Raw genomic sequence first — 22,007 nt, forward strand, 5'->3', positions numbered from 1 at the left:
GAACTCGCCCGGCGCCCGACGCCGGTGGCGCGGCTGTCCGAGCTGCCCCGGCGCGACCGTGAGCGCAGCAGCCGCGTCAACGACGTGTGGCGCCCGCTCGGACTGCACCACGAGCTGCGCCTGGTCTTCCGCGTCGACGGCGTGTGCTGGGGCGCCGCCGGAATGGTCCGCACGGCCGACTTCACCGATCGCGAGGTCGAGTTCCTCACGGCCGTCGCGCCCGCGCTGGCCTGCGCGACCCGCGTCGCCGCCCGTGCGGGCGGCGGGCCGGAGCGGCCCGCGATCGTCGTGGTCACCGCGGACGGCGAGGTCCGCGCGGCCACCGCCGCCGCGCGGGAATGGCGCGACGAACTCGACGACATCGCCCCCGGCCGGTTCACGGTCATGGTGCGGGCGGTGGTCAGCGGCGCCCGCGCCGCGCCGTCCGGCACGTTCGGCGCCCGCGTCCGCGGTTCGCGCGGCGGGTGGATCCTGCTGCGCGCCGCCCGGCTCGTCTCCGACGACGACGAAACCGCGGTGACCCTGGAGCGCGCGAGCGGCGACGCGCTGGTGGACCTGCTGTTCGCGGCTTACGGGCTCACCCCGCGCGAACGCGAGATCTGCCGCGAGGTGCTCACTGGAGCGTCCACTGTGGACACCGCGGAGGCGCTCGGGATCTCGGCGCACACGGTGCAGGACCACCTCAAGGTCGTCTTCGCCAAGGCCGGCGTGCGGATCAGGGGAGAGTCGGCGGCCCGCCTCAGGGGCTAGCGCAATCCGCAGATTGAGATATGCTGTTCGACTAGTGAAACCTACTGGAGTCGAGGTCTCATGATCGGTTCCGAGCGCAGCCCGGTCCTGTGTCCGGCGGAGAGCGTGACCACCGCGGCGAGCGAACTCGGCGAGTCGCCGCTGTGGGATCCGGCGGGTGTCTTGTACTGGGTCGACATCCCCGGTCTGCGGCTGCACAACGTCACGCCGTCCGGGTCGGGGGTGTCGGTCGGGCTGGACGTCCGGGTCAGCGCGGTCGAGCTCGGCCCCGGTGACGACCTGCTGGCGGTCACCGAACGCGGCCTGGCGTGGCTCGACCCGCGCTCGGGCCGGACGTCGCCGGTCGTCGAGCTGCCGCTGGAGCCGGGCGCGCGCATGAACGACGCCGCTATCGACCCGCGCGGCCGGTGCTGGGCGGGTTCGGCCACGCACGACCACCGGCGGATCGGCTCGCTGTTCTGCGTCGCGGGGCGCAGTGTGGCGGTCGCGGTGCGGGGGCTGGGGATGTCCAACGGCCTCGACTGGTCGCCGGACGGGCAGGTGCTGTACCACGTCGACACGGCGGCCGGGAACATCTCGGCGTGGCGTTATCGCCCGGCCACCGGCGAGGTGTCGGGCCGCCGGGTGCTGCGGCACGTGTCGTCGCGGGTGGGGCTGCCGGACGGGCTGACGGTCGACGCGGAAGGCGCGGTGTGGGTGGCGATCTGGGGCGCCGGCCAGGTGTGGCGGCTGGACCCGGTGTCCGGGGAGCGCCTGATGACGGTCGACGTGCCCGCGGCGTGCCCGACGAGCTCCGTGTTCGGCGGGCCGGACCTGGACGTGCTGTACGTGACGAGCGCCCGCCAGGACGGGGACGGCGGTCTGCTGTACCGCGCGGAGGTGGGTGTGCGCGGCATCCCGCCGCGCCGGTTCGTGGAGGGTTTCTGACGGAGGCGCCGACGCGGAGACGACGGTCGAGACGGGGCCGTCGCCCCCGCACGAGCTGCTCCGGGCCGGCGGCGCGGACCGACCCGGAGCAGCCCCACGACGTGACACGCGTGGTGGAGCTGGGCGGTGGTCGGGCTGGGTCGCCTCGGGGCGGCCGGTGGGGTGCCGCCCGTGGTGGGGCCGGGCGTCCCGGTCCGGCCGAGGCAGCCCGTGGCGTCCAACCTGTGGTCGAGCCGGGTCGCCGGGAGGAAGCGGCGCAGAATCAGCGGTCCAGACAGGGCCGCTTCGGGTCGAAGGTCCAGCCCTCCACCAGGTACTGCATCGCCACGGCGTCGTCGCGGGTGCCCAGGCCGTGGCGGCGGTACAGCTCGTGCGCCTGCTCCACCTGGTCCCAGTCCAGCTCCACCCCGAGCCCCGGCCGCTGCGGCACCTCGATCTCGCCGTCCTTGATGCGCAGCGGGTCCCTCGTCAGGCGCTGCCCGTCCTGCCAGATCCAGTGCGTGTCGATCGCCGTGATGTCGCCCGGCGCGGCCGCCGCCACGTGGGTGAACATCGCCAGGGACACGTCGAAGTGGTTGTTCGAGTGCGAGCCCCACGTCAGGCCCCACGCGTCGCACAGCTGGGCCACCCGCACCGAGCCCGCCATCGTCCAGAAGTGCGGGTCCGCCAGCGGGATGTCCACCGCGTCCGTCCGCACCGCGTGCCCCAGCTGCCGCCAGTCCGTGGCGATCATGTTCGTCGCGGTGCGCAGGCCGGTCGCGCGCCGGAACTCCGCCATCGTCTCCCGGCCCGAGTAGCCGCCCTCCGCGCCGCACGGGTCCTCGGCGTAGGACAGCACGTCCTGCAGCGACCGGCCGACCCGGATCGCGTCCGCCAGCAGCCACCCGCCGTTCGGGTCCAGCGTGATCCGCGCCTCCGGGAACCGCGCCGCCAGCGCCCGCACCGCCTCGGCCTCCTCCTCGGCGGGCAGCACCCCGCCCTTGAGCTTGAAGTCCCGGAACCCGTACCGCGCCTGCGCCGCCTCCGCCAGCCGCACCACGGCCTCCGGCGTCAGCGCCTCCTCGTCCCGCACCCGGAACCACCCGTCACCCGAACCACCGCGGTACGGCAGGTCGGTGCGCGTCCGGTCGCCCACGTAGAACAGGTAACCCAGCACCGGCACCCGGTCCCGCTGCCGCCCCTCGCCCAGCAGGTCCGCCACCGGCACCTCCAGGTGCTGCCCGAGCAGGTCCAGCAGCGCGGCCTCCAGCGCCGTCACCGCGTGGATCGTCACGCGCAGGTCGAACGTCTGCGCGCCGCGGCCGCCGGCGTCCCGGTCGGCGAACCGGCGCCGGACCTCGCCCAGCACCGCGTGGTGCCCGCTCACCGGCCTGCCGACGACCAGCGGCACGCAATCCTCCAAAGTGGACCGGATGCGCTCGCCGCCGGGCACCTCGCCGATCCCGGTGCGGCCCGCGGAATCGGTGAGCACCACCAGGTTCCGGGTGAAGAACGGCGCGTGCGCGCCGCTGAGGTTGAGCAGCATGCTGTCCTGGCCCGCGACGGGCACCACCCGCATCGCGGTCACCACGGGAACGGTCATCTCGAAGCCTTCCTAGTCGCGCGAGAGCTCGCCGTCGATCCTGCGCCACACGCCTTCCGGGTTGCCGTCCCACAGCACCGGGGGCAGCAGCGCGGCCGGCACGTCCTGGTAGGCCACCGGGCGCAGGAACCGCTCGATCGCGAGCGAACCGACCGAGGTGGTGCGGGAGTCGGAGGTCGCCGGGAACGGCCCGCCGTGCACCATCGCGTGCCCGACCTCGACACCGGTGGGCCAGCCGTTGAACAGGATCCGTCCGGCCTTGCGCTCCAGCACCGGCAGCAGAGCGGCGGCCAGCGGCTCGTCGGACTCCACCGCGTGCACGGTCGCGGTCAGCTGCCCCGCCAGTGCCCGCACCACGCCGAGCAGCTCGGCCTGGTCGGCGCACCGCACCACCAGCGAGGTCGCGCCGAACACCTCCTCCTGCAGCTCGGTGGTGAACCGCGACCCGTCGACGGTCAGCAGCGCCGCGCCACCACAGGCGGCCGACGAACCCGCCTCGCCGCGCGCCAGCTCGACGACACCCGGCCGCCCGGCCAGCCGGTCCCGGGCGCCGGCGTAGGCACCGGCGATGCCGAGCGTCAGCATCGTCCCGCCCGCGTCGCCGCGCACGGCCTCGGCCGCCGCGGACACGAACTCGTCCAGCCCGGGCCCCTCGACCGCCAGCACCAGACCGGGATTGGTGCAGAACTGGCCCGCGCCCAGCGTCAGCGACCCGACGAACGCCGTGCCCAGCTCCGCGCCCCGCGCGGCCAGCGCACCCGGCAGCAGCACCACCGGGTTCACGCTGCTCATCTCGGCGTACACCGGGATCGGCTGCGGCCGGGAAGCCGCCGCGGAAACCAGCGCCAGCCCCGCGCCCCGCGAGCCGGTGAACCCGACCGCCTGGATCCGCGGATCGGCCACCAGCATCGTGCCCAACTCCGGCCCGTCGCCGACGAGCAGCGAGAACACGCCCTCCGGCAGCCCGCACGCCACCACCGCCGCCCGCACCGCGGACGCGACCAGCTCGGACGTGCCCAGGTGCGCGTCGTGCGCCTTGACCACCACCGGGCAGCCCGCGGCGAGCGCGGAGGCCGTGTCGCCACCGGCGACGGAGAACGCCAGCGGGAAGTTGCTCGCGCCGAACACCGCGACCGGCCCGAGCGGCACCCGCCGCTGCCGGATGTCCGCGCGCGGCAGGGGAGCGCGGTCCGGCTGGGCCGGGTCGATGCGCGCGCCGTGCCAGCTGCCCTCGCGCAGCGTCGCGGCGAACAGCCGCAGCTGGCCGGTGGTGCGGGCGACCTCGCCGGTCAGCCGCGCCTGCGGCAGACCCGTCTCCAGCACCGCCCGCTCCACGATCGGCTCGGCCAGCGCGGTGATCTCGTCCGCGATCCGTTCCAGGAACGCCGCCCGCGTCGCCGAGTCCGTGGCGCGGTAGACGTCGAACGCCTCCTCGGCCAGTGCCGCTGCCCGCGAGACCTCCGCCGTGCCGCCGTAGCGGTAACCGGGCGTCAGCTCCTCGCCGGTGCGCGGGTCGCGGGAGAACACCTCCTTGCCGGAGCCGGTCACCCGTGCCGCGCCGATGAACATCTCGCCGGTCAGCATCAGGCCACCGCCCCCATTGGCTCGACCAGCGCGATCAGCGTGGTCAGCGCGGCCAGCTCGTCCGGCGTGAGGTCGGTCAGCGGCGGGCGGACCGGCCCGGCCGGGTGGCCGGTGGCGGTCATGCCGGCCTTGACGATGCTCACCGCGTACCCGGCCTTCCGGTTGCGGATCTCCACATAGGGGAGCACGAACTCCTTCAGCATGCGCCGCACCTCGTCGCGCCGCTCGGCGCGCACCGCGGCGTAGAAGGCGAGCGCGAACTCGGGCACGAAGTTGAAGATCGCCGACGAGTAGGTCGTGACCCCCAGCTCCAGGTAGGGCAGCGCGAACGTCTCGGCGGTGGGCAGCCCGCCGATGTAGGTGAGCCGGTCGCCGAGCCGCGCGTGGATCTTCGTGATGGCCTCGACGTCGCCGACGCCGTCCTTGTAGCCGACCAGGTTCGGGCAGCTCTCCGCCAGGCCGGCCACGGTCTCCGCGGTGTACTTCGCGTTGGCCCGGCTGTAGACGATCACGCCGAGCGAGGTGGCCGCGCAGACCGCGCGCACGTGCGCGGCGAGGCCGTCCTGGGGCGCCTCGGTGAGGTAGGGCGGGAACAGCAGGACGCCGTCCGCGCCGGCCCGCTCGGCGGCACGGGCGAACTCGACAGCCGCCGCGGTGCTCTGCCCGGCCGGGGCGACGATCGGCGTGCCCTCCGGGGCGCTCGCCACCGCGGCCCGCACCACACGGTCCACTTCGGACGGGGTGAGCGAGAAGAACTCCCCGGTCCCGCCCGCCGCGAACAGTCCGGCCACCTCGTACTTGCCCAGCCGGGCGATGTTGTCGCGGTAGGCGGGCTCGTCGAAGTTCAGCTCGCGGTCGAAGTGCGTGACCGGGAACGACAGCAGGCCGGAGCCCAGCCGCCGAGCCAGCTCGGTCGGGGTGAACGTCATGACTTGTCTCCAACGGTGTCTCGGAGGGTTACCGGGGGCGCCACGACCCGGTCGCGGCGCAGGAACAGCACGAGGACGGCGGCGGCCAGGCACGCGGCGGCCAGGGCGTACAGGCCCCAGGTCACCTCGCCGGTCGCCTCCTTGATCAGGCCGAAGCCGTAGGGCGCGACGAACCCGCCGAGGTTGCCGAGCGAGTTGATGATCGCCACCGCGGACGCCAGTGCCAGCGGGTGCACGCTGCCCTGCGGGATTGTCCAGAACAGCGGGCTGGCGCTCTTGAAGCCCATCGCCGCGACGCACAGGAACACCAGCGCGAGCACCGGCGAGACGACCGCCGCGAGGTAGGTGCCCGCCGCGGCGACGACGAGCGCGCCGACCAGCAGCGGCTTGCTGCGGCCCAGCCGGTCCGAGGCGCGCCCGGTCACGTACATCGCGACCACCGCGCAGATCCACGGCAGCGACGACAGCAGTCCGACGGTGATGTCGTTCGTGCCCTCGATGCGGCGGACGATGTTCGGCAGCCAGAACGTGTTCGCGTAGATGGACAGCTGGATCGCGAAGTAGATCACGCAGAAGACCAGGATCTGCGGCTGCACCAGCAGGCGCCAGCGCGACACCCGGCCGGTGGCGGTGGACCGGCGCGCCTCGTCCTCCCGCTCGATGGCCGCGGTCAGCGCGTGCTGCTCCGGCCCGGTCAGCCACTTCGCGTCGGTGATCCGGCTGTCCAGCCGCGTGTAGGCGATCAGGCCGACCACGACCGACAGCAGGCCCTCCAGCCCGAACAGCCACTGCCACCCGGCCGCGCCGAGGAAGCCGTGCAGCGACAGCAGCGGCCCGGACAGCGGACCGGACAACGCGGCGGCGATCGACGAGCCCGCCACGAACAACGCGGTCGCCCGGCCGCGGTGCGACGAGGGCAGCCAGCGTGAGAAGAAGTAGATGATCGCGGGGAAGAACCCGGCTTCGGCGGCGCCGAGCAGGAAACGCAGCACGTAGAACGACGTCGGCCCCTGGACGAACGCCATCGCGGCGGACACCAGGCCCCAGCTGACCATGATCCGGGTCAGCCAGATCTTCGGCCCGTAGCGTTCCATCAGCATGTTGCTGGGCAGTTCGAAGATCGCGTAGGCGATGAAGAACAGGCCGGCGCCGAGGCCGTAGGCGGCCGCACCGATGCCGACGTCGGCTTCGAGGTGCTCCTGGGCGTAGCCGATGTTCGAACGGTTGAGCTGGTTGCAGATCAGCATCACGACGAACAGCGGGACCACGCGGCGGAAGACCTTGCCGACCGCGGTGTCCAGCGGACCGCCGGCGGGGAGGGAGGACATCGGTGACCTCTCAGGGAACGGGGTGTTCGGCTCCCCGACGGTAGGTGCCCGGAGCGATACCAGTCCAACACCATTCTTGCATCCGGTGATACCTTTTCGACATGGAGTTCTCGTTCGGCCAGCTCGAGGGCTTCGTCGCCGTCGCCGAGGAGCGTCATTTCGGCCGCGCCGCCGAGCGCCTCTCGATGACCCAGCCCCCGCTGAGCCGCCAGATCCAGAAGCTGGAGCGGTCAGTCGGCGCGCAGCTGCTGGACCGGGACAGCCGCGGCGTGCGGCTCACTGCGGCGGGGGAGGCGTTCCTGGTCGACGCGCGGCGGCTGCTCGCGCTCGCCGGGCGCGCCCCGGACTTGGCGCGGCGCATCGCCGCGGGGCAGGCGGGCTCGATCCGCATCGGCTTCACGGGGGCGTCGGCCTTCGGCGTGCTCGGCCGGGTGCTCAACACGATCGGCGGGCAGCTGCCGGACCTGCGGGTGGAACTGTCCGAAATGGTCACCGGGGAACAGGTCGCCGCGCTGGCCAACGGCGAGATCGACCTCGGGCTGGCGCGCCCGCCGTTCGACACCGCCACTTTCGCCTCGCGACCGGTGCACCGCGAACGGCTCGTGCTGTGCGTGCCGTCCGGGCACCGGCTGGCGGGCGCGGGGCCGGTCCCCGCGGCCGAGCTCGCCAGCGAGCCGCTGATCATGCACTCGCCGGTCAAGGCGCGCTACTTCTACGACCTCGTCGTCGGTCTCGTGCCGATCGCGCACCGCAACGTGGTCCACGCGGTCAGCCAGATCCAGACGATGATCTGGCTGGTCGCCGCGGGGCGGGGCATCGCGTTCGTGCCCGAGTCGGCGACCCGGATGCGGATCGACGGCGTGGCCTGGGCCGAGATCGACGGGCTGCCGGACCGGCCGGTCGAGCTGCACCTGCTGTGGGCACGCGAGTCGGCGAACCCGGCACTGTCCACTGTGCTCACCGCGCTCGAACCGCTCACGGCGGAGCTCGCCTGACCCGATGCCCTCCGGGTATCGCGCCATGTCCAAACAGTCTTGGACGGGCATCGGCGAGTCGTCCTAACCTCCTGACACGCTCCAACGCAGGAGGACGACGATGTCGGAAACCGAGACGGCGCCGGCGGTGGCGAGCACCGCGACCGGACGCCGCCGCATTCCCACCAGGTACCTGGTTCTCAGCCTGATCTTCATCATCACCGCGATCAACTACGCCGACCGCAGCAGCCTGTCGATCACCGGCAGCAGCATTTCGGCCGAGCTCGGCTTCAGCACGGTCCAGCTCGGCTACATCTTCTCCGCGTTCAGCTGGGCTTACGTGCTCGGCCAGCTGCCCGGCGGCGTGCTGCTGGACCGCTTCGGCGCCCGCCGCATCTACGCGCTCAGCCTCGCGCTGTGGACGGTCGTGACCGCCGCGATCAGCCTGGTCGGCCTGATCACCACGCCGGTGCTGGTCGCGGTCACCATCGTGTTCGCGCTCCGGCTGCTGCTGGGCGTGTTCGAATCGCCGGCGTTCCCGGCGAACGCGCGCGTGGCGACCACCTGGTTCCCGACCGCCGAACGCGGACGGGCCACCGCGGTGTTCAACTCGGCGCAGTACTTCGCGACCGCGTTGTTCGCCCCGGTCATGGGGTGGATCACGCACGAGTTCGGCTGGCGCTGGGTGTTCATCATGCTCGGCGTGCTCGGGCTGACGCTCGCCGTGGTGTGGTCGCGCTGGATGGACTCGCCGCGCCACCACCGCCGCGTGACCCCGGCCGAGCTGGACACCATGACCACCGGCGGCGCGCTGGTCGACCTCGACGAAGCCCGCACCCGGGCCGAACAACGCGCCCCGCTGGACCGGCGCACGATCGCGAAGATCTTCTCGACGCGGCCGCTGTGGGGCGTCTACATCTCGCAGTACGCGGTCAACGCGCTCACCTACTTCTTCATCACGTGGTTCCCGGTCTACCTGGTCGAGGGGCGCGGGTTGTCGTTGCTGGAGGTGGGGTTCGTGGCCGCGCTGCCCGCGCTGTGCGGGTTCGCCGGCGGCCTGGCGGGCGGATTCGTCTCGGATGCCCTGCTGCGCCGCGGGGCCTCGCTCACCGCGGCGCGCAAGATCCCGTCCGTGACCGGGATGGCGCTGGCCACCAGCATCGCGCTGTGCAGCCTGACCGACAGCAGCGCGCTGATCGTCGCGATCATGACGCTGGCGTTCTTCGGCAAGGGCCTCGGCGCCCTCGGGTGGGCGATCACCACCGACATCGCGCCGCCGCAGGCAACCAGCTTCGTCGGATCCACGATGAACGCCTTCGGCAACGCGGCGGGCATCGTCACGCCCATCGTCATCGGCTACACCGTGCAGGCGACCGGTTCCTTCGACACCGCACTGTGGTTCGTCGCCGCGCACGGTGTCCTCGCCCTCATCGGGTTCGCCGTGATGGGCAAGATCAAGCGCATCGAGTTCGACACCAGGGAGAAGACCGCATGAGCGCCACCCTCGACCGCATCAGCCGGGTTCGGATCTCGTCCGTGACGTTGCCGCTGGCGACCCCGATCAGCGACGCGAAGGTCCTCACCGGGCGGCAGAAGCCGATGACCGAGGTGGCGATGCTGTTCGCCGAGATCACCACCGAGAACGGTCTGGAGGGCGTCGGGTTCGGCTACTCGAAGCGGGCGGGCGGCCCCGGCCAGTTCGCGCACGCCCGTGAGATCGCGCCGGTGTTGCTCGGCGAGGATCCCAGTGACATCGCCAAGATCTGGGACAAGCTGGTGTGGGCGGGCGCGTCGGTCGGCCGCAGCGGCCTGTCCGTGCAGGCGATCGCGGCGTTCGACGTCGCGCTGTGGGACCTCAAGGCCAAGCGGGCCGGGCTGCCGCTGGCGAAACTGCTCGGCGCGCACCGGGATTCGGTGCGGTGTTACAACACCTCCGGCGGGTTCCTGCACGCGCCGATCGAGGAGGTCGTCGAGCGCGCCGCCGAGTCGGTCGAGCGGGGCATCGGCGGCATCAAGATCAAGGTGGGCCACCCGTCGCACGAGGTCGACCTGGCCAGGGTGACGGCGGTCCGGGAAAAGATCGGCGACGTCCCGCTGATGGTCGACGCCAACCAGCAGTGGGACCGCGCGGCGGCGCGGCGCATGTGCCGCGCGCTGGAGCCGCTGGACCTGGTGTGGATCGAGGAGCCGCTGGACGCCTACGACTTCGAGGGGCACGCGCAGCTGTCGGCGGCGTTCGACACGCCGATCGCGACCGGCGAGATGCTCGCGAGCGCGGGGGAGCACGCCGAGCTGATCCGGGCCCGCGGCGCGGACATCGTGCAGCCCGATGCGCCGCGCGTCGGCGGCATCACCCAGTTCCTCAAGGTCATGGCGCTGGCCGACCACGCGCACCTCGGGCTCGCGCCGCACTTCGCGATGGAGGTCCACATCCACCTGGCGGCCGCCTACCCGCGCGAGCCGTGGGTCGAGCACTTCGAATGGCTGGACCCGCTGTTCGACGAGCACCTGGAGATCTCGGGCGGGCGCATGCACCTCTCCGGCCGGCCCGGACTGGGTGTGACGATCAGCGAGCAGGCCCGCGCGTGGACGGTGGCCCACGACGAGGTGAGGATCTAGCGCGCCAGCTCCGTCGCCCAGGCGGTCACCGTGATTTCGCCCGTCGTGCCCAGGTCCGTTTCCACCGGCAGCTGTCGCGGCGCTTCGCCGGGCTTCGACGCGACGGTGAGCGCCGAGCCGGTCACGATCTCGCCGTCGGTCACCGTGTTCGCCCAGGACACCACCGTCACCAGCGACTTCCCGGGCGCCAGCGCGAACGTTCCCGGCCCGGGGTCGATCGCCATGTAGGACGAGCCCCGCTCGACCCGGACGTCCAGCACCTCGCCCTCCGGACCGAGGACCTGGACGTCCGGGTAGCCGGACACGGCACGCGTCGCCGTGCCGCAGTTCGTCAGTGTCAGCACGAAGGCCCGGTGCCCCAGCGCCGGCTCCACCGGGCCGCTCTCGTAGCGGGCGCAGTCCGCAGGCGGCGCGGGCGGTGGCGGCGGCGCCGGCGACGAGCACGCCGCCACCGAGAACAGCAGAACGGGCAACACGAACCGGAATCCCCCCATGCGGGGCAGGTTACCGCTCGAACGCGGCGACCGGTCCGGCGAGACCCGCCTTGACGCCGCGGCTCAGCTCGTCGCCCAGCACCTCCTCCTGGCCGTTCTCCACGGCGTCCAGCACCTGCCGCGCGAGGTCCTCCGGCGCCACCTTCGGGCCCTCGACGTGCGCGGCCATGTCGGTGTCCATGTACCCGACGTGCACCCCGACCACGAGCGTGCCCTGCCCGCGCAGTTCCCAGCGGGCGGAGTTGGTGAACGACCACGCCGCCGCCTTCGCCGCGCTGTAGTCGGCCGTCACCGGCGGCGCCAGCCACGACAGCACCGACAGCACGTTGACCAGCGCGCCCCCGCCGTTGCGGCCGAGGATCGGTGCGAACGCACGCGAGACGTTGACCGGGCCGAAGAAGTTGGTCTCCAGCACCTTCCGGGCCGCGTCCAGGTCCGGCGCGGTCAGCAGCGAGCCGTTGCTGCCCACCCCCGCGTTGTTGACCACCAGCGTGGCGTCGGCCGCCAGCTCCGCCGCCGCCGCGACCGACGCGGGGTCGGTGACGTCGAGCCGGACCGGCGTCAGCCGCGGATCGGTGATGCTCTCCGGGTTGCGGGCCGCCGCGTAGACGGTCTTCGCGCCGCGGTCGAGGAGAGCGGTGGCGAGCACGCGGCCGAGACCGCGGTTGGCGCCCGTCACGAGCGCGATCGAACCGGCGATTTCCACTGTCCTCAAATCCTTTCGATGATGGTCGCGTTGGCCGTGCCGCCGGCCTCGCACATGGTCTGCAGGCCGAACCGGCCGCCGGTGCGCTCCAGCACCCCGAGCAGGGTGGTGGCCAGCCGCGCGCCGCTCGCGCCCAGCGGGTGCCCGATCGCGATCGCGCCGCCGTCGACGTTGACCTTCGCCGGATCCGCGCCGGTCTCGGCGAGCCAGGCGAGCACGACCGAGGAGAACGCCTCGTTGACCTCGAACGCGTCGATGTCCGAAATAGACAGTCCGGCGCGGGCGAGTACCTTGGCGGTGGCCGGGATGATCCCGGTCAGCATGTAGACCGGGTCGTCGCCGGTGACCGTCGCGGTGTGGATCCGCGCCCGCGGCCGCCACCCGCGCTGACGCGCGATCTCGCTGGTGGTGAGCACGAGCGCGGCCGCGCCGTCGTTGACCGGGCTGGAGTTGCCCGCGGTCACCTTCCAGTCGATCTCGCCGAACCGCGCGGTCCAGTGCTCGTGCGCGAACGCCGGGCGCAACCCGGCCAGCACCTCCAGGCTGGTTCCGGGCCGGATCGTCTCGTCGACGTCCAGCTGCGTGACCGTGCCGTCGGCGGCGGTGACCTTCAACGGCGCGACCTGACCGGCGAAGTGGCCGTCACGCCACGCCGCGGCCGCCCGCTGGTGGCTGGTCACCGCGAACTCGTCCAGCTGCGTGCGGGACAGGCCCCACTTGCGGGCGATCAGTTCGGCGGCCACGCCCTGCGGGATGAGCCCGCCGGGGTAGCGCTTCTCGACCGAGGGTCCCCACACGTCGGCGCGCACGCCGTCGACGTTGGCCGAGCTGCCGATCGGCACGTGGCTCATCGACTCGACACCGGAGGCGACGACGATGTCGTAGGCGCCCGCGACGATCCCCTGGGCGGCGAAGCTGAGCGCCTGCTGGCTGCTGCCGCACTGGCGGTCGACGGTGACGCCGGCGACCGAATCGGGGAAGCCCGCGGCCAGCGCCGCGAACCGGGTGGTGTTCCCGCTCTGCTCGCCGACCTGCCCGACGGCGCCGCCGATCACGTCGTCGATCTCGGACGGGTCGAGACCGGGCACGCGTTCCACCGCGCTCCGCAGCACGTGGGCGTGCAGCTCGACGGGGTGCACCGCGGCGTAGGCGCCGGTCGGCTTGCCCTTGGCGACGGGGGTGCGGACGGCCTCGACGATGACGGCGTCCCTCATGGTGTGCTCCCTTCTGCGGACCGATCGGTCCCGGACCGGTCGGTCCGAGCATGCGCCGCTGATCACAGACCTGTCAACGGCGCGCGGACCGATCGGTCCGTTATCCTCGACACATGGCACGCACGGCAGCACCGGGAACTCGCGAGCGGATCCTCGACGTGGCGACCGCGCTCTTCTACGCCGAGGGGGTCCGCGCGGTCGGGATGAGCCGGATCATCGGCGAGGTCGGCTGCGGGAAGAACCTGCTCTACGCGCACTTCCCCAGCAAGACCGACCTGGTGGCGGCCTACCTCGACCGGTTCCGCGAGTGGCGCGACCGCGCCGAAACCGCGGCGCTGCGCGAGGCGGGCGACGACCCGGCCGACCGGCTGGTGGCGCTGGTCAAGGAGATCGCCGGGCGGCTGCGGCGCCCGGACTTCCGCGGCTGCCCGTTCCGCAACCTGCTCACCGAGTTCCCTGGCGGTGACGAACAGCCGGAGCGGATGGCGCGGGAGTACCTGGAGCAGACGCGCGAGCTCGTCGGCCGTCTGGCGCGGGAGACCGGCGCGGCCGATCCGGAGGGCCTGGCGGACCGGGTGTGGCTGATCATCGACGGGCTGTACGCGAGCGGGTTCCGCGAGCGGGCCGCGGACGTCGCGCCGGAGATGGTGCGGGAGGCCATCGCCGCGGCCGGGTGAGGGCCGGAAGTCCCCGCCGCGGGTGACCATGGCCCGCTGCGTCGGCGGGTGCGCTCGCCTAGCGTCGGTTCCGGACCGACCGGGTGGAGGAACTGATGGACAGCAACGCGATCGTCGTCGGCGTGGACGGTTCCGACGAGGCGGACCGGGCGCTGCGCTGGGCGGCGGGCACGGCCGCGCGGCGGCACGAGCCACTGCACATCGTGCACGGGTTCGCCCCGATGGCCGGCTTCTACGGTGCCGGGCTGCCGGTGCTGCGCGAGGCCTATGAAGCGTTCGTGAAGGCGGCCGACGACCTGCTCGCCGCCGCGGAGCGCACCGCGCGGGAGGCCGGCGGGCCCGAGCTGACGATCACCGCCGGGAAGCTGCACGAAGCCGGTCCGGTCGCGTTGATCGAGGCCTCGCGCACGGCCCGCACGGTGGTGCTGGGCTGTTCCGGCACCGGCGGCTTCACCGGGATGATGGTCGGCTCGACGACCGTCGAGGTCGCCGCGCACGCCCGCTGCCCGGTGGTCGTGGTCCGCGGCCGGGACGAGGCGACGGGCCCCGTGGTGGCCGGCGTCGACGGCAGCGCCACCAGCGAGCGCGCGCTCGGGACAGCGTTCGAGGAGGCGTCCTGGCGGGGCGTGCCGCTGGTCGCGGTGCACGTCTGGGCCGACGCGGACGTCTCGGGCCCTCCGGGCACGGTGCCGTTCCTGGTCGACTGGTCCGAGATCGAGCAGGACGCGCAGCGGCTGCTGGCCGAGCAGCTGGCGGGGTGGCAGGAGAAGTACCCGGACGTCGTCGTGGAGCGCGTCGTCGCGCGGGACCGGCCGCGGCACCAGCTGCTGAGCTGGAGCACCCGGGCGCAGCTGGTCGTGGTCGGCAGCCGCGGCCGGGGCGGGTTCCGCGGCCTGCTGCTGGGCTCGACGAGCCAGGCGCTCATCCACCACGCGCAGTGCCCGGTGATGATCGTGCGCCCGGAAGACGTATAACGACTTATATCCGGCCGCTCAGGAGCGGGTCGTCCGGACCGTGGAGGTCGGGCCGACCGTGATCACCGGCCCGGTCCACTCCGTGGACGCTGTGTAGGTGCTCAGCGGCGGGCGGGGGTGCGGTTCCATCGCCCGCTGCCGCGCCACCTCGTCGCTGTCGGTTTCGCGGGTGGCTGACGTCGAGCGCGTGCGGCTCGTCGTGGTGCGGGTGCGCGTGGTGCTCACGGTGCTCACCTCGGACGGCGCCGGGGTGACCTCCACGACGGGCGCGACGACGGTGGCCGGCGGCGGTGGGGCGGCGCTCGTCGCGGCCGGGCGCGCCTCGACGGGTGCGGGTGGCGCGGGAGCCGGTGACGCGAGCGAAACCGTCACGATCCCGGCGGCGCCGGTCGCGAGCGTGAGGACGGCGAGCGCCGGGCGCGGCCAGGATCTGGGGGACATCGAACCTCTTCCGGGTGATCGGCAGGAAACGTATCACCCGGACGGGGTTCAGCCCGCCGACACCAGGTCCGCCAGCCGGTCCAGCGACTCGTCCAGCCGCCGCTCGACGTCGTCGGCGGCGCTGCCGCCGTGGGCGGCCGGCTGGTCACCGTGGAAGGACAGGTGCAGCGTGGCGTAACTGGAGCCGCCCTCGGCCGAGGACACCTGCAACCAGCCGCTGTAGTCGGCGCTGCCGCGGCGGCCCCACTCCAGCCGCAGTTGCTCGCGGCGCGCGCCCAGCACGCCGGGCGCCTCGTACTCGCCTGCCGGGTCGTGCACATCGACGTCCACGCCCTCGGGTTCGGCCGGGTGGACGGTGATCACGCCGGGAAGCCACTCGTCGAGCCGGTTCACGTCGGCGGCCACGGTGAACACCCGCTCCGCCGGGGCCGGCATGGCGCGTTCGCGTTCGAACTCGGTCATGCCCGGCGGGCTACCCGCCGCGGCCGCGTGTACACCCAGCGGCCGTCCACCCGGGTGAACTCGCTGTCCTCGTGCAGCGAGCCGGGCCCGTCCGGGGTGCGGTAGTGGGCGCGGAACTCCACGGTGCCGTCCGTGTGGAAGGGGCTGCCGCCGGTGGTGGCCAGCACCTCCAGCCGCGTCCAGCGCTGGTCCGGGTCGAGCCGGATCGTGGCCGGGCGGGTGTCCGGGTGCCAGCTGGCGAGCAGGTACCCGACGTCCCCGACGGCGAACGCGCTGAACCGCGAGCGCATCAGCCGTTCGGCGGTCGGCGCCGCGGACTCGCCGCGGTGCAGCGGCGCGCAGCAGTTGTCGTACGTCTCACCCGACCCGCAGGGACACCTCATGCCCCCGATTGTCCCGGTCGGGTCCGGCTTGACTGAGCCGCCCGTTCCTTGCTATCCCTATATCAGAACTACTGATATAGGGAGCGATGGATGAGCACAGCGGTCGGCAACGGGCGGGTCCGGACGGAGCCGTGGGGCGAGACGGTTCTGGTGGAGTTCGACGAAGGCATCGCCTGGGTCACGCTCAACCGGCCGGACAAGCGCAACGCCATGAACCCCACCCTGAACGACGAGATGGTGCGGGTGCTGGACCACCTGGAGGGCGACGACCGCTGCCGGGTGCTGGTGCTCACCGGCGCGGGCGAGTCGTTCTCCGCGGGCATGGACCTCAAGGAGTACTTCCGCGAGGTCGACGCCACCGGCAGCACGGCGGTGCAGATCAAGGTGCGGCGGGCCAGCGCGGAGTGGCAGTGGAAGCGGCTGGCGAACTGGAGCAAGCCGACGATCGCGATGGTCAACGGCTGGTGCTTCGGCGGCGCGTTCACCCCGCTGGTGGCCTGCGACCTGGCCTTCGCCGACGAGGACGCGCAGTTCGGGCTGTCCGAGGTCAACTGGGGCATCCCGCCGGGCGGCGTGGTCAGCCGGGCGCTGGCGGCGACCGTGCCGCAGCGCGACGCGCTGTACTACATCATGACCGGTGAGCCCTTCGACGGCCGCCGCGCGGCGGAGATGCGGCTGGTCAACGAGGCGCTGCCCGCCGACCGGCTGCGGGAGCGCACCCGCGAGGTGGCGCTGAAGCTCGCGTCGATGAACCAGGTGGTCCTGCACGCGGCCAAGACCGGGTACAAGATCGCCCAGGAGATGCCCTGGGAGCAGGCCGAGGACTACCTCTACGCGAAGCTCGACCAGTCGCAGTTCGCCGACAAGGCAGGCGCCCGTGCCAAGGGGCTGACCCAGTTCCTCGACCAGAAGTCCTACCGGCCCGGCCTGAGCGCCTTCGACCCGGAGAAGTAGTGCGCAACCAGGGCCTGGGCTCGTGGCCGGTGCGCCGCGCCAGGATGAGCCCGCACGCGACAGCCGTCCGGCACGGCGGGACGGCGCTGACCTACGCCGAGCTGTCCCGCCGCGTCGCGCGGCTCGCCCACGGGCTCCGGGAGGCCGGGGTCCGCCCCGGCGACCGGGTGGCCTACCTCGGGCCGAACCACCCGGCCTACCTGGAGACCCTGTTCGCGTGCGGGCAGGCCGGCGCGGTGTTCGTGCCGCTGAACTTCCGGCTGGGCGTCCCGGAACTGGACCACGCGCTGGCCGATTCCGGCGCGTCGGTCCTGATCCACACGCCGGAGCATGCGGAGACGGTCGCGGCGCTCGCCGGCGACCGGCTGCTGCGGGTGCCCGCGGGCGAGCTGGAGGCCGCGGACGACGAGCCGCTCGACCTGCCCGTCGGCCTCGACGACGTGTGCCTGCTGATGTACACCTCGGGCAGCACCGGGCGCCCCAAGGGCGCGATGCTCACCCACGGCAACCTCACCTGGAACTGCGTCAACGTCCTGGTGGAGACCGACCTGGCGAGCGACGAGCGGGCCCTGGTCGCCGCGCCGCTGTTCCACGCCGCCGCGCTCGGCATGGTGTGCCTGCCCACCCTGCTCAAGGGCGGCACGGTGATCCTGCACTCCGCGTTCGACCCCGGCGCCGTGCTGTCCGCGGTGGAACAGGAGCGGGTCACGCTCGTGTTCGGGGTGCCCACGATGTACCAGGCGATCGCCGCGCACCCGCGGTGGCGCAGCACCGACCTGTCCAGCCTGCGGACCCTGCTGTGCGGCGGCGCGCCGGTGCCCGCCGACCTCGCCGGCCGCTACCTCGACCGCGGGCTCGCGTTCGTGCAGGGCTACGGGATGACCGAGGCGGCGCCGGGCGTGCTGGTCCTCGACCGCGCGCACGTCGCGGAGAAGATCGGCTCGGCCGGGGTGCCGTCGTTCTTCACCGACGTGCGGGTGGCCGGCCCGTCCGGCGAGCCGGTGCCGCCGGGGGAGAAGGGCGAGATCGTGGTCAGCGGGCCGAACGTGATGAAGGGCTACTGGGGCAGGCCGGAGGCGACGGCCGAGGTGCTGCGCGACGGGTGGTTCCGCTCCGGAGATGTGGCCACTGTGGACGGTGACGGGTACTTCCACGTCGTCGACCGGCTCAAGGACATGATCATCTCCGGCGGGGAGAACATCTACCCGGCCGAGGTGGAGAACGAGCTGTACGGCTACCCGGGGGTGGAGGCGTGCGCCGTGATCGGCGTGCCGGACCCGCGCTGGGGCGAGGTGGGCAAGGCGGTCGTCGTGCCCGCCGCGGGCAGCCGCATCGACGGCGCCGAGCTGCTGGCCTGGCTGCGCACCCGGCTGGCCGGGTACAAGGTGCCCAAGTCGGTCGAGTTCACCGACCGGCTGCCCACGACCGGCTCCGGCAAGATCCTCAAGGGCGAGGTCCGCCGCCGCTTCGGCTGATCAGGCGGCCGTCCCGGCCCGCGGCGGCTACGCTGGCGGCGGTGGACATCCGGACGAGGAACGCGGTGACCGTGGCGGGGAGGCCGGGCGGGCAGCCGATGGTGTTCGCCCACGGGTTCGGCTGCGACCAGGCGATGTGGCGCCTGGTCACGCCCGCCTTCGAACCGGACTACCAGCTGGTGCTGTTCGACTACGTCGGCGCCGGCGGCTCCGACCTGGGCGCCTGGCGGCCCGAGCGCTACGCCACGCTGGACGGCTACGCCGACGACGTGCTGGAGATCTGCGCCGAGCTCGACCTCGAAGAGGTGGTGTTCGTCGGCCATTCGGTCAGCTCGATGGTCGGCGTGCTGGCCGCGGCGCGGGAGCCGTCGCGGTTCGCCGGGCTGGTCATGGTCTGCCCGTCGCCGTGCTACCTCGACGACGACGGCTACACCGGCGGCTTCACCCGGCCCGACATCGACGAGCTGCTCGAGTCGCTGGACAGCAACTACCTGGGCTGGTCGGCGGCGATGGCCCCGGTCATCATGGGCAACCCGGACCGGCCCCACCTCGGCGCCGAGCTGACCAACAGCTTCTGCCGCACCGACCCGCGCATCGCCCGCGAGTTCGCGCGCGTCACGTTCCTGTCCGACAACCGGGACGACCTCGCGAAGGTGCCCGTGCCCAGCCTCGTCCTGCAGAGCCGCCACGACGCGATCGCGCCGGTGCCGGTCGGCGAGTACGTGCACGAGCAGCTGCCGGACAGCGAACTGGTCGTGCTGGAGGTCAACGGGCACTGCCCGCACCTGAGCGACCCGGACCTGACCACGGCGGCGATCGGGGCGTTCCTGGCCCGCCGCGGGACGCGGTGACGGAGCCGGCCGTGCTGCCCGGGGCCGCCGCCGAGGACCTGTGGGACAACGCGCCCTGCGGGTACCTCTCGGCCCGGCTCGACGGGACGATCGTGCGGGTCAACGCCACCCTCCTGAACTGGCTCGGCTACCGGGCGGAGGAGCTGGCCGGCCGCCGGTTCAGCGACCTGCTCACCGCGGGCGGGCGGCTCTACCACGAGACGCACTACGCGCCGCTGCTGCGCATGCAGTCCGAGGTGCGGGAGATCGCACTGGACCTGGTCGCCGCCGACGGCACGCGGCTGCCGGTGCTGGTCAACTCGACGCTGCGCGCGGGGCCGGACGGGGTCACCGGCATCCGCACCACGGTGTTCGACGCCCGGGACCGGCGCGCCTACGAGCGTGAGCTGCTGCGGACGCGGGAGGAGGCCGACCGGGAGCGCGAGCGGCTGACCCGGTTGTCCCGGACGCTCCAGGAGACCCTGCTGCCACCGGGTTTGCCCGACGTGCCCGGGTTGCGTGCCGCCGGGTACTACCGGGCCGCGCCGACCGAGATGATCGGCGGCGACTTCTACGACCTGTTCCCGCTGAGTCCCGGCCGGTGGGCGTTCTTCATCGGCGACGTGTGCGGCAAGGGCGCCGAGGCGGCCGTGCTCACCTCGCTCGCGCGCTACACGCTGCGGGCGGCGGCGGTGCAGGAGCCCGACCCCGGCTCGGTGCTGCGCACCCTGAACGCGGTGCTGCTGCAGGACTACCGTGCTCCCGAGGGCCGCTTCTGCACCGTCCTGTTCGGACTGCTCGAGCCGGACGGCGACGGGTTCCGGGTGGAACTGGCCGCGGGTGGCCACCCGCCCGCGCTGCGGATCGCGGCGGACGGCACGGTGCACCCCATGGACACGCCGGGCGGCCGGCTGCTCGGGGTGTTCCCGGACGCGTGCGTGACGACCGCGGTCGCCCGCCTCGCGCCGGGCGAGGCGCTGTTCCTCTACACCGACGGGCTGATCGAGGCCAGGGACGCGCGGGGCGCGCTCGTCGGCGAGGGGCGGCTGGCGAGCGTGGCGTCGGGCTTCGCGGGCCTGGACGCGGACGCGATCGTCGACCGCCTCGGACGGCTGCTGTCGGACCTCGACGAGGGGGTCACCGATGACACGGCCGCGCTGGTGCTCACCGTGCCCCGCTGAGGCCGTGTTCCGGGCCAACGAGGCCATTCGTGACACTCCGCTGATCAGGTGAACATTGTTCTAGACGGGTGGTCGCTACCGGCCTCCGGCCGAACGGTCGTTACCGCGCTACTCCTGTTTGTCTACTGTGGACGGTATGGTACACAGTGACGTGAATCGCACCCGGTAAGCGTTTTCCCAGGTTGCGCCGGGTGGGATTGGTTGCCGTGGCGGCGGTTGCGCTCGGGCCGATCGCGAAAACTGTGCCGTGGCAGCGAACCAGGAGGACAGCGGCGTGTGGTGACTGACCGTGCGGCCAAGATCACTCCTCCAGCGGTACGTCTTGCCGGAAAGATGACGTTATGTTGGACGACGGTCTGTCCCCCGCCTAGTCGAGCAGTTGCTCGCCAGACCGTCGGAGTGAGTGTGAACGTCGCCCCTGTGACCCTATTCGACCATGCCCGGAGACAGCTCGGAGAACTCTGCAGGGTGGCAGGCTTTCCCGACGGCGGCCGCGATGCCGTCGACGTGCTGCGGGAACTCCTCGGCGCGGCGGGCCGCCGCCCGCTGACCGAGCCGCCGCTGTGGCCCTCGGACGTCGCGGACGACGCGACCCCCGTGGAGTTCTCCGTCGCGTTCGACGAGAGCGGCGACCGCGCGGTGCGGATCCTCGGCGAGACCATAGCCGAAAACCCTGGCCCCGCATCGAACATCGAGGCGGCGAAGCGCTTTCTCACCCACATGGCGCAACGGTTGGACCTTCGGCTGGACCGGTTCGCCGCGGTCGAGGACCTGTTCCTCGTCGACCGGCCGCAGGGAAAGTTCGCGCTGTGGTTCTCGGTGATCCTGCGGCCCGGCCGGGCGCCGGCGCTGAAGGTCTACTTCAACCCGCAGGTGCGCGGCCAGGGCGCGGCGCGCGGGCTCGTCGCGGAAGGGCTGCGGCGCCTCGGGTTGAGCGACGCGTACGACACCGTGACCGAGTACGCGCTCCGGCGCGGCGCCGCCGACCAGTTCTCGTTCTTCGCGCTCGACCTCGACGACGGGCCGCTGTCCCGGGTCAAGCTGTACATCTCGCACGACTCGGCGGACTCGGGCACGGTGGAGCGAGCGGCCGGAGCCGTCGAGGGCGTGGACCCGTTGCTGGTGCGCGATTTCCTGACCACCGCGGGCGGCGGCTCCGGCCCGTACGCCGGACGGCCGCTGATCTCCAGTTACTCCTTCGTGGAGGCCGACGCGGGCCGTCCCGGCAACTACAGCCTCTACCTGCCGATCCGCGACTACGTCCCGGACGACGCCGTGGCGCGTGAGCACGTGCTCGCCCACTTCGCGCGGTCCGGGTTGCCGTCCGCGGAGCTGGACCGGGCGATCGCCGCGGTGACCGGCCGCCCGGCGGCGGCCGGTGTGGGGCTCATCGCGCACGTCTCCCTGCGTCTCGGCCGGTTCGGGTCGGGAACGACGGTATATCTTTCGTCCGAGGCCTACGCCGTGCAGGCGCCCCGCGGGCGGGTCAGCGCCTCGGCCACGTTCTGAACTGGGAGGAAGAA

At 72.8% G+C, this 22,007-nt stretch carries 22 protein-coding genes; 12 read left to right on the top strand and 10 right to left on the bottom strand.

Annotation, left to right across the window (positions count from 1 at the left end; genetic code table 11):
* Positions 1–24: 24 nt before the first annotated feature.
* Positions 25–750: a helix-turn-helix transcriptional regulator gene (locus tag AMYTH_RS46760; protein ID WP_228685211.1), complete on the top strand. Its 726-nt coding sequence runs from the start codon at positions 25–27 to the stop codon at positions 748–750.
* Between the two features lie 60 nt (positions 751–810).
* A complete protein-coding gene (locus AMYTH_RS0142375; RefSeq protein WP_051362989.1) occupies positions 811–1,677 on the top strand; it encodes an SMP-30/gluconolactonase/LRE family protein in 867 nt (288 codons plus the stop codon).
* A 262-nt stretch (positions 1,678–1,939) separates the two neighbouring features.
* Here the strand turns inward: AMYTH_RS0142375 and gudD are convergent, their stop codons facing one another.
* Genes gudD through AMYTH_RS0142395 form a run of 4 tightly spaced genes read right to left on the bottom strand, consistent with a single transcriptional unit; the run spans position 1,940 to position 7,100 of the window.
* Positions 1,940–3,259, bottom strand: a complete 1,320-nt coding sequence (gudD, locus tag AMYTH_RS0142380) for a glucarate dehydratase (RefSeq protein ID WP_027935326.1) — start codon at positions 3,257–3,259, stop codon at positions 1,940–1,942.
* Between the two features lie 12 nt (positions 3,260–3,271).
* Positions 3,272–4,843 carry an aldehyde dehydrogenase (NADP(+)) gene (locus AMYTH_RS0142385; protein WP_027935327.1) on the bottom strand — a complete coding sequence of 524 codons (1,572 nt, stop codon included), beginning with the start codon at positions 4,841–4,843 and terminating at the stop codon, positions 3,272–3,274.
* Positions 4,843–5,772, bottom strand: a complete 930-nt coding sequence (gene kdgD / locus AMYTH_RS0142390; RefSeq protein ID WP_027935328.1) for a 5-dehydro-4-deoxyglucarate dehydratase — start codon at positions 5,770–5,772, stop codon at positions 4,843–4,845. The genes AMYTH_RS0142385 and kdgD overlap by 1 nt, the downstream gene beginning before the upstream one ends.
* Positions 5,769–7,100 (bottom strand): MFS transporter, encoded by a 1,332-nt coding sequence (locus AMYTH_RS0142395; RefSeq protein ID WP_027935329.1) that lies wholly within the window; start codon positions 7,098–7,100, stop codon positions 5,769–5,771. Before AMYTH_RS0142395 ends, kdgD begins: the two co-directional genes overlap by 4 nt.
* A gap of 101 nt (positions 7,101–7,201) precedes the next feature.
* On the opposite strand from AMYTH_RS0142395, the gene AMYTH_RS0142400 reads away from it, so the two are divergent.
* The 3 genes from AMYTH_RS0142400 (at position 7,202) to AMYTH_RS0142410 (ending at position 10,693) form a co-directional block, all read left to right on the top strand.
* Positions 7,202–8,095, top strand: a complete 894-nt coding sequence (locus AMYTH_RS0142400; protein WP_027935330.1) for a LysR family transcriptional regulator — start codon at positions 7,202–7,204, stop codon at positions 8,093–8,095.
* Between the two features lie 100 nt (positions 8,096–8,195).
* Positions 8,196–9,569, top strand: coding sequence for an MFS transporter (locus AMYTH_RS0142405; protein WP_027935331.1), 1,374 nt, complete (start codon positions 8,196–8,198; stop codon positions 9,567–9,569).
* On the top strand, positions 9,566–10,693 hold the full coding sequence (locus AMYTH_RS0142410; protein ID WP_027935332.1) for an L-talarate/galactarate dehydratase: 1,128 nt from the start codon (positions 9,566–9,568) through the stop codon (positions 10,691–10,693). The genes AMYTH_RS0142405 and AMYTH_RS0142410 overlap by 4 nt, the downstream gene beginning before the upstream one ends.
* Here AMYTH_RS0142410 and AMYTH_RS0142415 read toward each other — a convergent pair.
* From AMYTH_RS0142415 to AMYTH_RS0142425, 3 genes are read right to left on the bottom strand one after another with little or no spacing between them, the layout of a single operon-like run.
* Positions 10,690–11,187, bottom strand: coding sequence for a DUF4232 domain-containing protein (locus AMYTH_RS0142415; RefSeq protein WP_027935333.1), 498 nt, complete (start codon positions 11,185–11,187; stop codon positions 10,690–10,692). The genes AMYTH_RS0142410 and AMYTH_RS0142415 overlap by 4 nt on opposite strands.
* Positions 11,188–11,197: 10 nt before the next feature.
* The gene (locus tag AMYTH_RS0142420; protein ID WP_027935334.1) at positions 11,198–11,893 is read right to left on the bottom strand and encodes an SDR family oxidoreductase; all 696 of its coding nucleotides are present in this window, start codon (positions 11,891–11,893) and stop codon (positions 11,198–11,200) included.
* A gap of 5 nt (positions 11,894–11,898) precedes the next feature.
* Positions 11,899–13,107, bottom strand: a complete 1,209-nt coding sequence (locus tag AMYTH_RS0142425; protein ID WP_027935335.1) for a thiolase family protein — start codon at positions 13,105–13,107, stop codon at positions 11,899–11,901.
* 113 nt (positions 13,108–13,220) lie between these two features.
* On the opposite strand from AMYTH_RS0142425, the gene AMYTH_RS0142430 reads away from it, so the two are divergent.
* A complete protein-coding gene (locus AMYTH_RS0142430; RefSeq protein WP_228685213.1) occupies positions 13,221–13,784 on the top strand; it encodes a TetR/AcrR family transcriptional regulator in 564 nt (187 codons plus the stop codon).
* 95 nt (positions 13,785–13,879) lie between these two features.
* Complete coding sequence (locus tag AMYTH_RS0142435) at positions 13,880–14,758, top strand: universal stress protein (protein ID WP_027935337.1); 879 nt, start codon at positions 13,880–13,882, stop codon at positions 14,756–14,758.
* Positions 14,759–14,776: 18 nt separating this feature from the next.
* On the opposite strand, the gene AMYTH_RS0142440 is transcribed toward AMYTH_RS0142435, so the two are convergent.
* The 3 genes from AMYTH_RS0142440 to AMYTH_RS0142450 are packed head-to-tail and all read right to left on the bottom strand — an operon-like array spanning position 14,777 to position 16,044.
* On the bottom strand, positions 14,777–15,199 hold the full coding sequence (locus tag AMYTH_RS0142440) for a hypothetical protein (RefSeq protein ID WP_027935338.1): 423 nt from the start codon (positions 15,197–15,199) through the stop codon (positions 14,777–14,779).
* A gap of 48 nt (positions 15,200–15,247) precedes the next feature.
* Positions 15,248–15,661, bottom strand: a complete 414-nt coding sequence (locus AMYTH_RS0142445; protein WP_027935339.1) for an SRPBCC family protein — start codon at positions 15,659–15,661, stop codon at positions 15,248–15,250.
* On the bottom strand, positions 15,658–16,044 hold the full coding sequence (locus tag AMYTH_RS0142450) for a YchJ family protein (RefSeq protein ID WP_027935340.1): 387 nt from the start codon (positions 16,042–16,044) through the stop codon (positions 15,658–15,660). The genes AMYTH_RS0142445 and AMYTH_RS0142450 overlap by 4 nt, the downstream gene beginning before the upstream one ends.
* 90 nt (positions 16,045–16,134) lie before the next feature.
* On the opposite strand from AMYTH_RS0142450, the gene AMYTH_RS0142455 reads away from it, so the two are divergent.
* The 5 genes from AMYTH_RS0142455 to AMYTH_RS0142475 all read left to right on the top strand — a co-directional run bounded on the left by AMYTH_RS0142455 (position 16,135) and on the right by AMYTH_RS0142475 (position 21,993).
* Positions 16,135–16,998 carry a p-hydroxycinnamoyl CoA hydratase/lyase gene (locus tag AMYTH_RS0142455; RefSeq protein ID WP_027935341.1) on the top strand — a complete coding sequence of 288 codons (864 nt, stop codon included), beginning with the start codon at positions 16,135–16,137 and terminating at the stop codon, positions 16,996–16,998.
* The gene (locus AMYTH_RS0142460; protein ID WP_027935342.1) at positions 16,998–18,473 is read left to right on the top strand and encodes an acyl-CoA synthetase; all 1,476 of its coding nucleotides are present in this window, start codon (positions 16,998–17,000) and stop codon (positions 18,471–18,473) included. Before AMYTH_RS0142455 ends, AMYTH_RS0142460 begins: the two co-directional genes overlap by 1 nt.
* A gap of 41 nt (positions 18,474–18,514) precedes the next feature.
* Complete coding sequence (locus AMYTH_RS0142465) at positions 18,515–19,324, top strand: alpha/beta fold hydrolase (protein WP_027935343.1); 810 nt, start codon at positions 18,515–18,517, stop codon at positions 19,322–19,324.
* Positions 19,321–20,484 carry a PP2C family protein-serine/threonine phosphatase gene (locus AMYTH_RS0142470; protein ID WP_027935344.1) on the top strand — a complete coding sequence of 388 codons (1,164 nt, stop codon included), beginning with the start codon at positions 19,321–19,323 and terminating at the stop codon, positions 20,482–20,484. The genes AMYTH_RS0142465 and AMYTH_RS0142470 overlap by 4 nt, the downstream gene beginning before the upstream one ends.
* Before the next feature lie 468 nt (positions 20,485–20,952).
* On the top strand, positions 20,953–21,993 hold the full coding sequence (locus AMYTH_RS0142475; RefSeq protein ID WP_037323109.1) for a tryptophan dimethylallyltransferase family protein: 1,041 nt from the start codon (positions 20,953–20,955) through the stop codon (positions 21,991–21,993).
* Positions 21,994–22,007: the final 14 nt, after the last annotated feature.

The sequence above is a fragment of the Amycolatopsis thermoflava N1165 genome, assembly GCF_000473265.1.
Classification (GTDB): Bacteria; Actinomycetota; Actinomycetes; order Mycobacteriales; family Pseudonocardiaceae; genus Amycolatopsis_E; species Amycolatopsis_E thermoflava.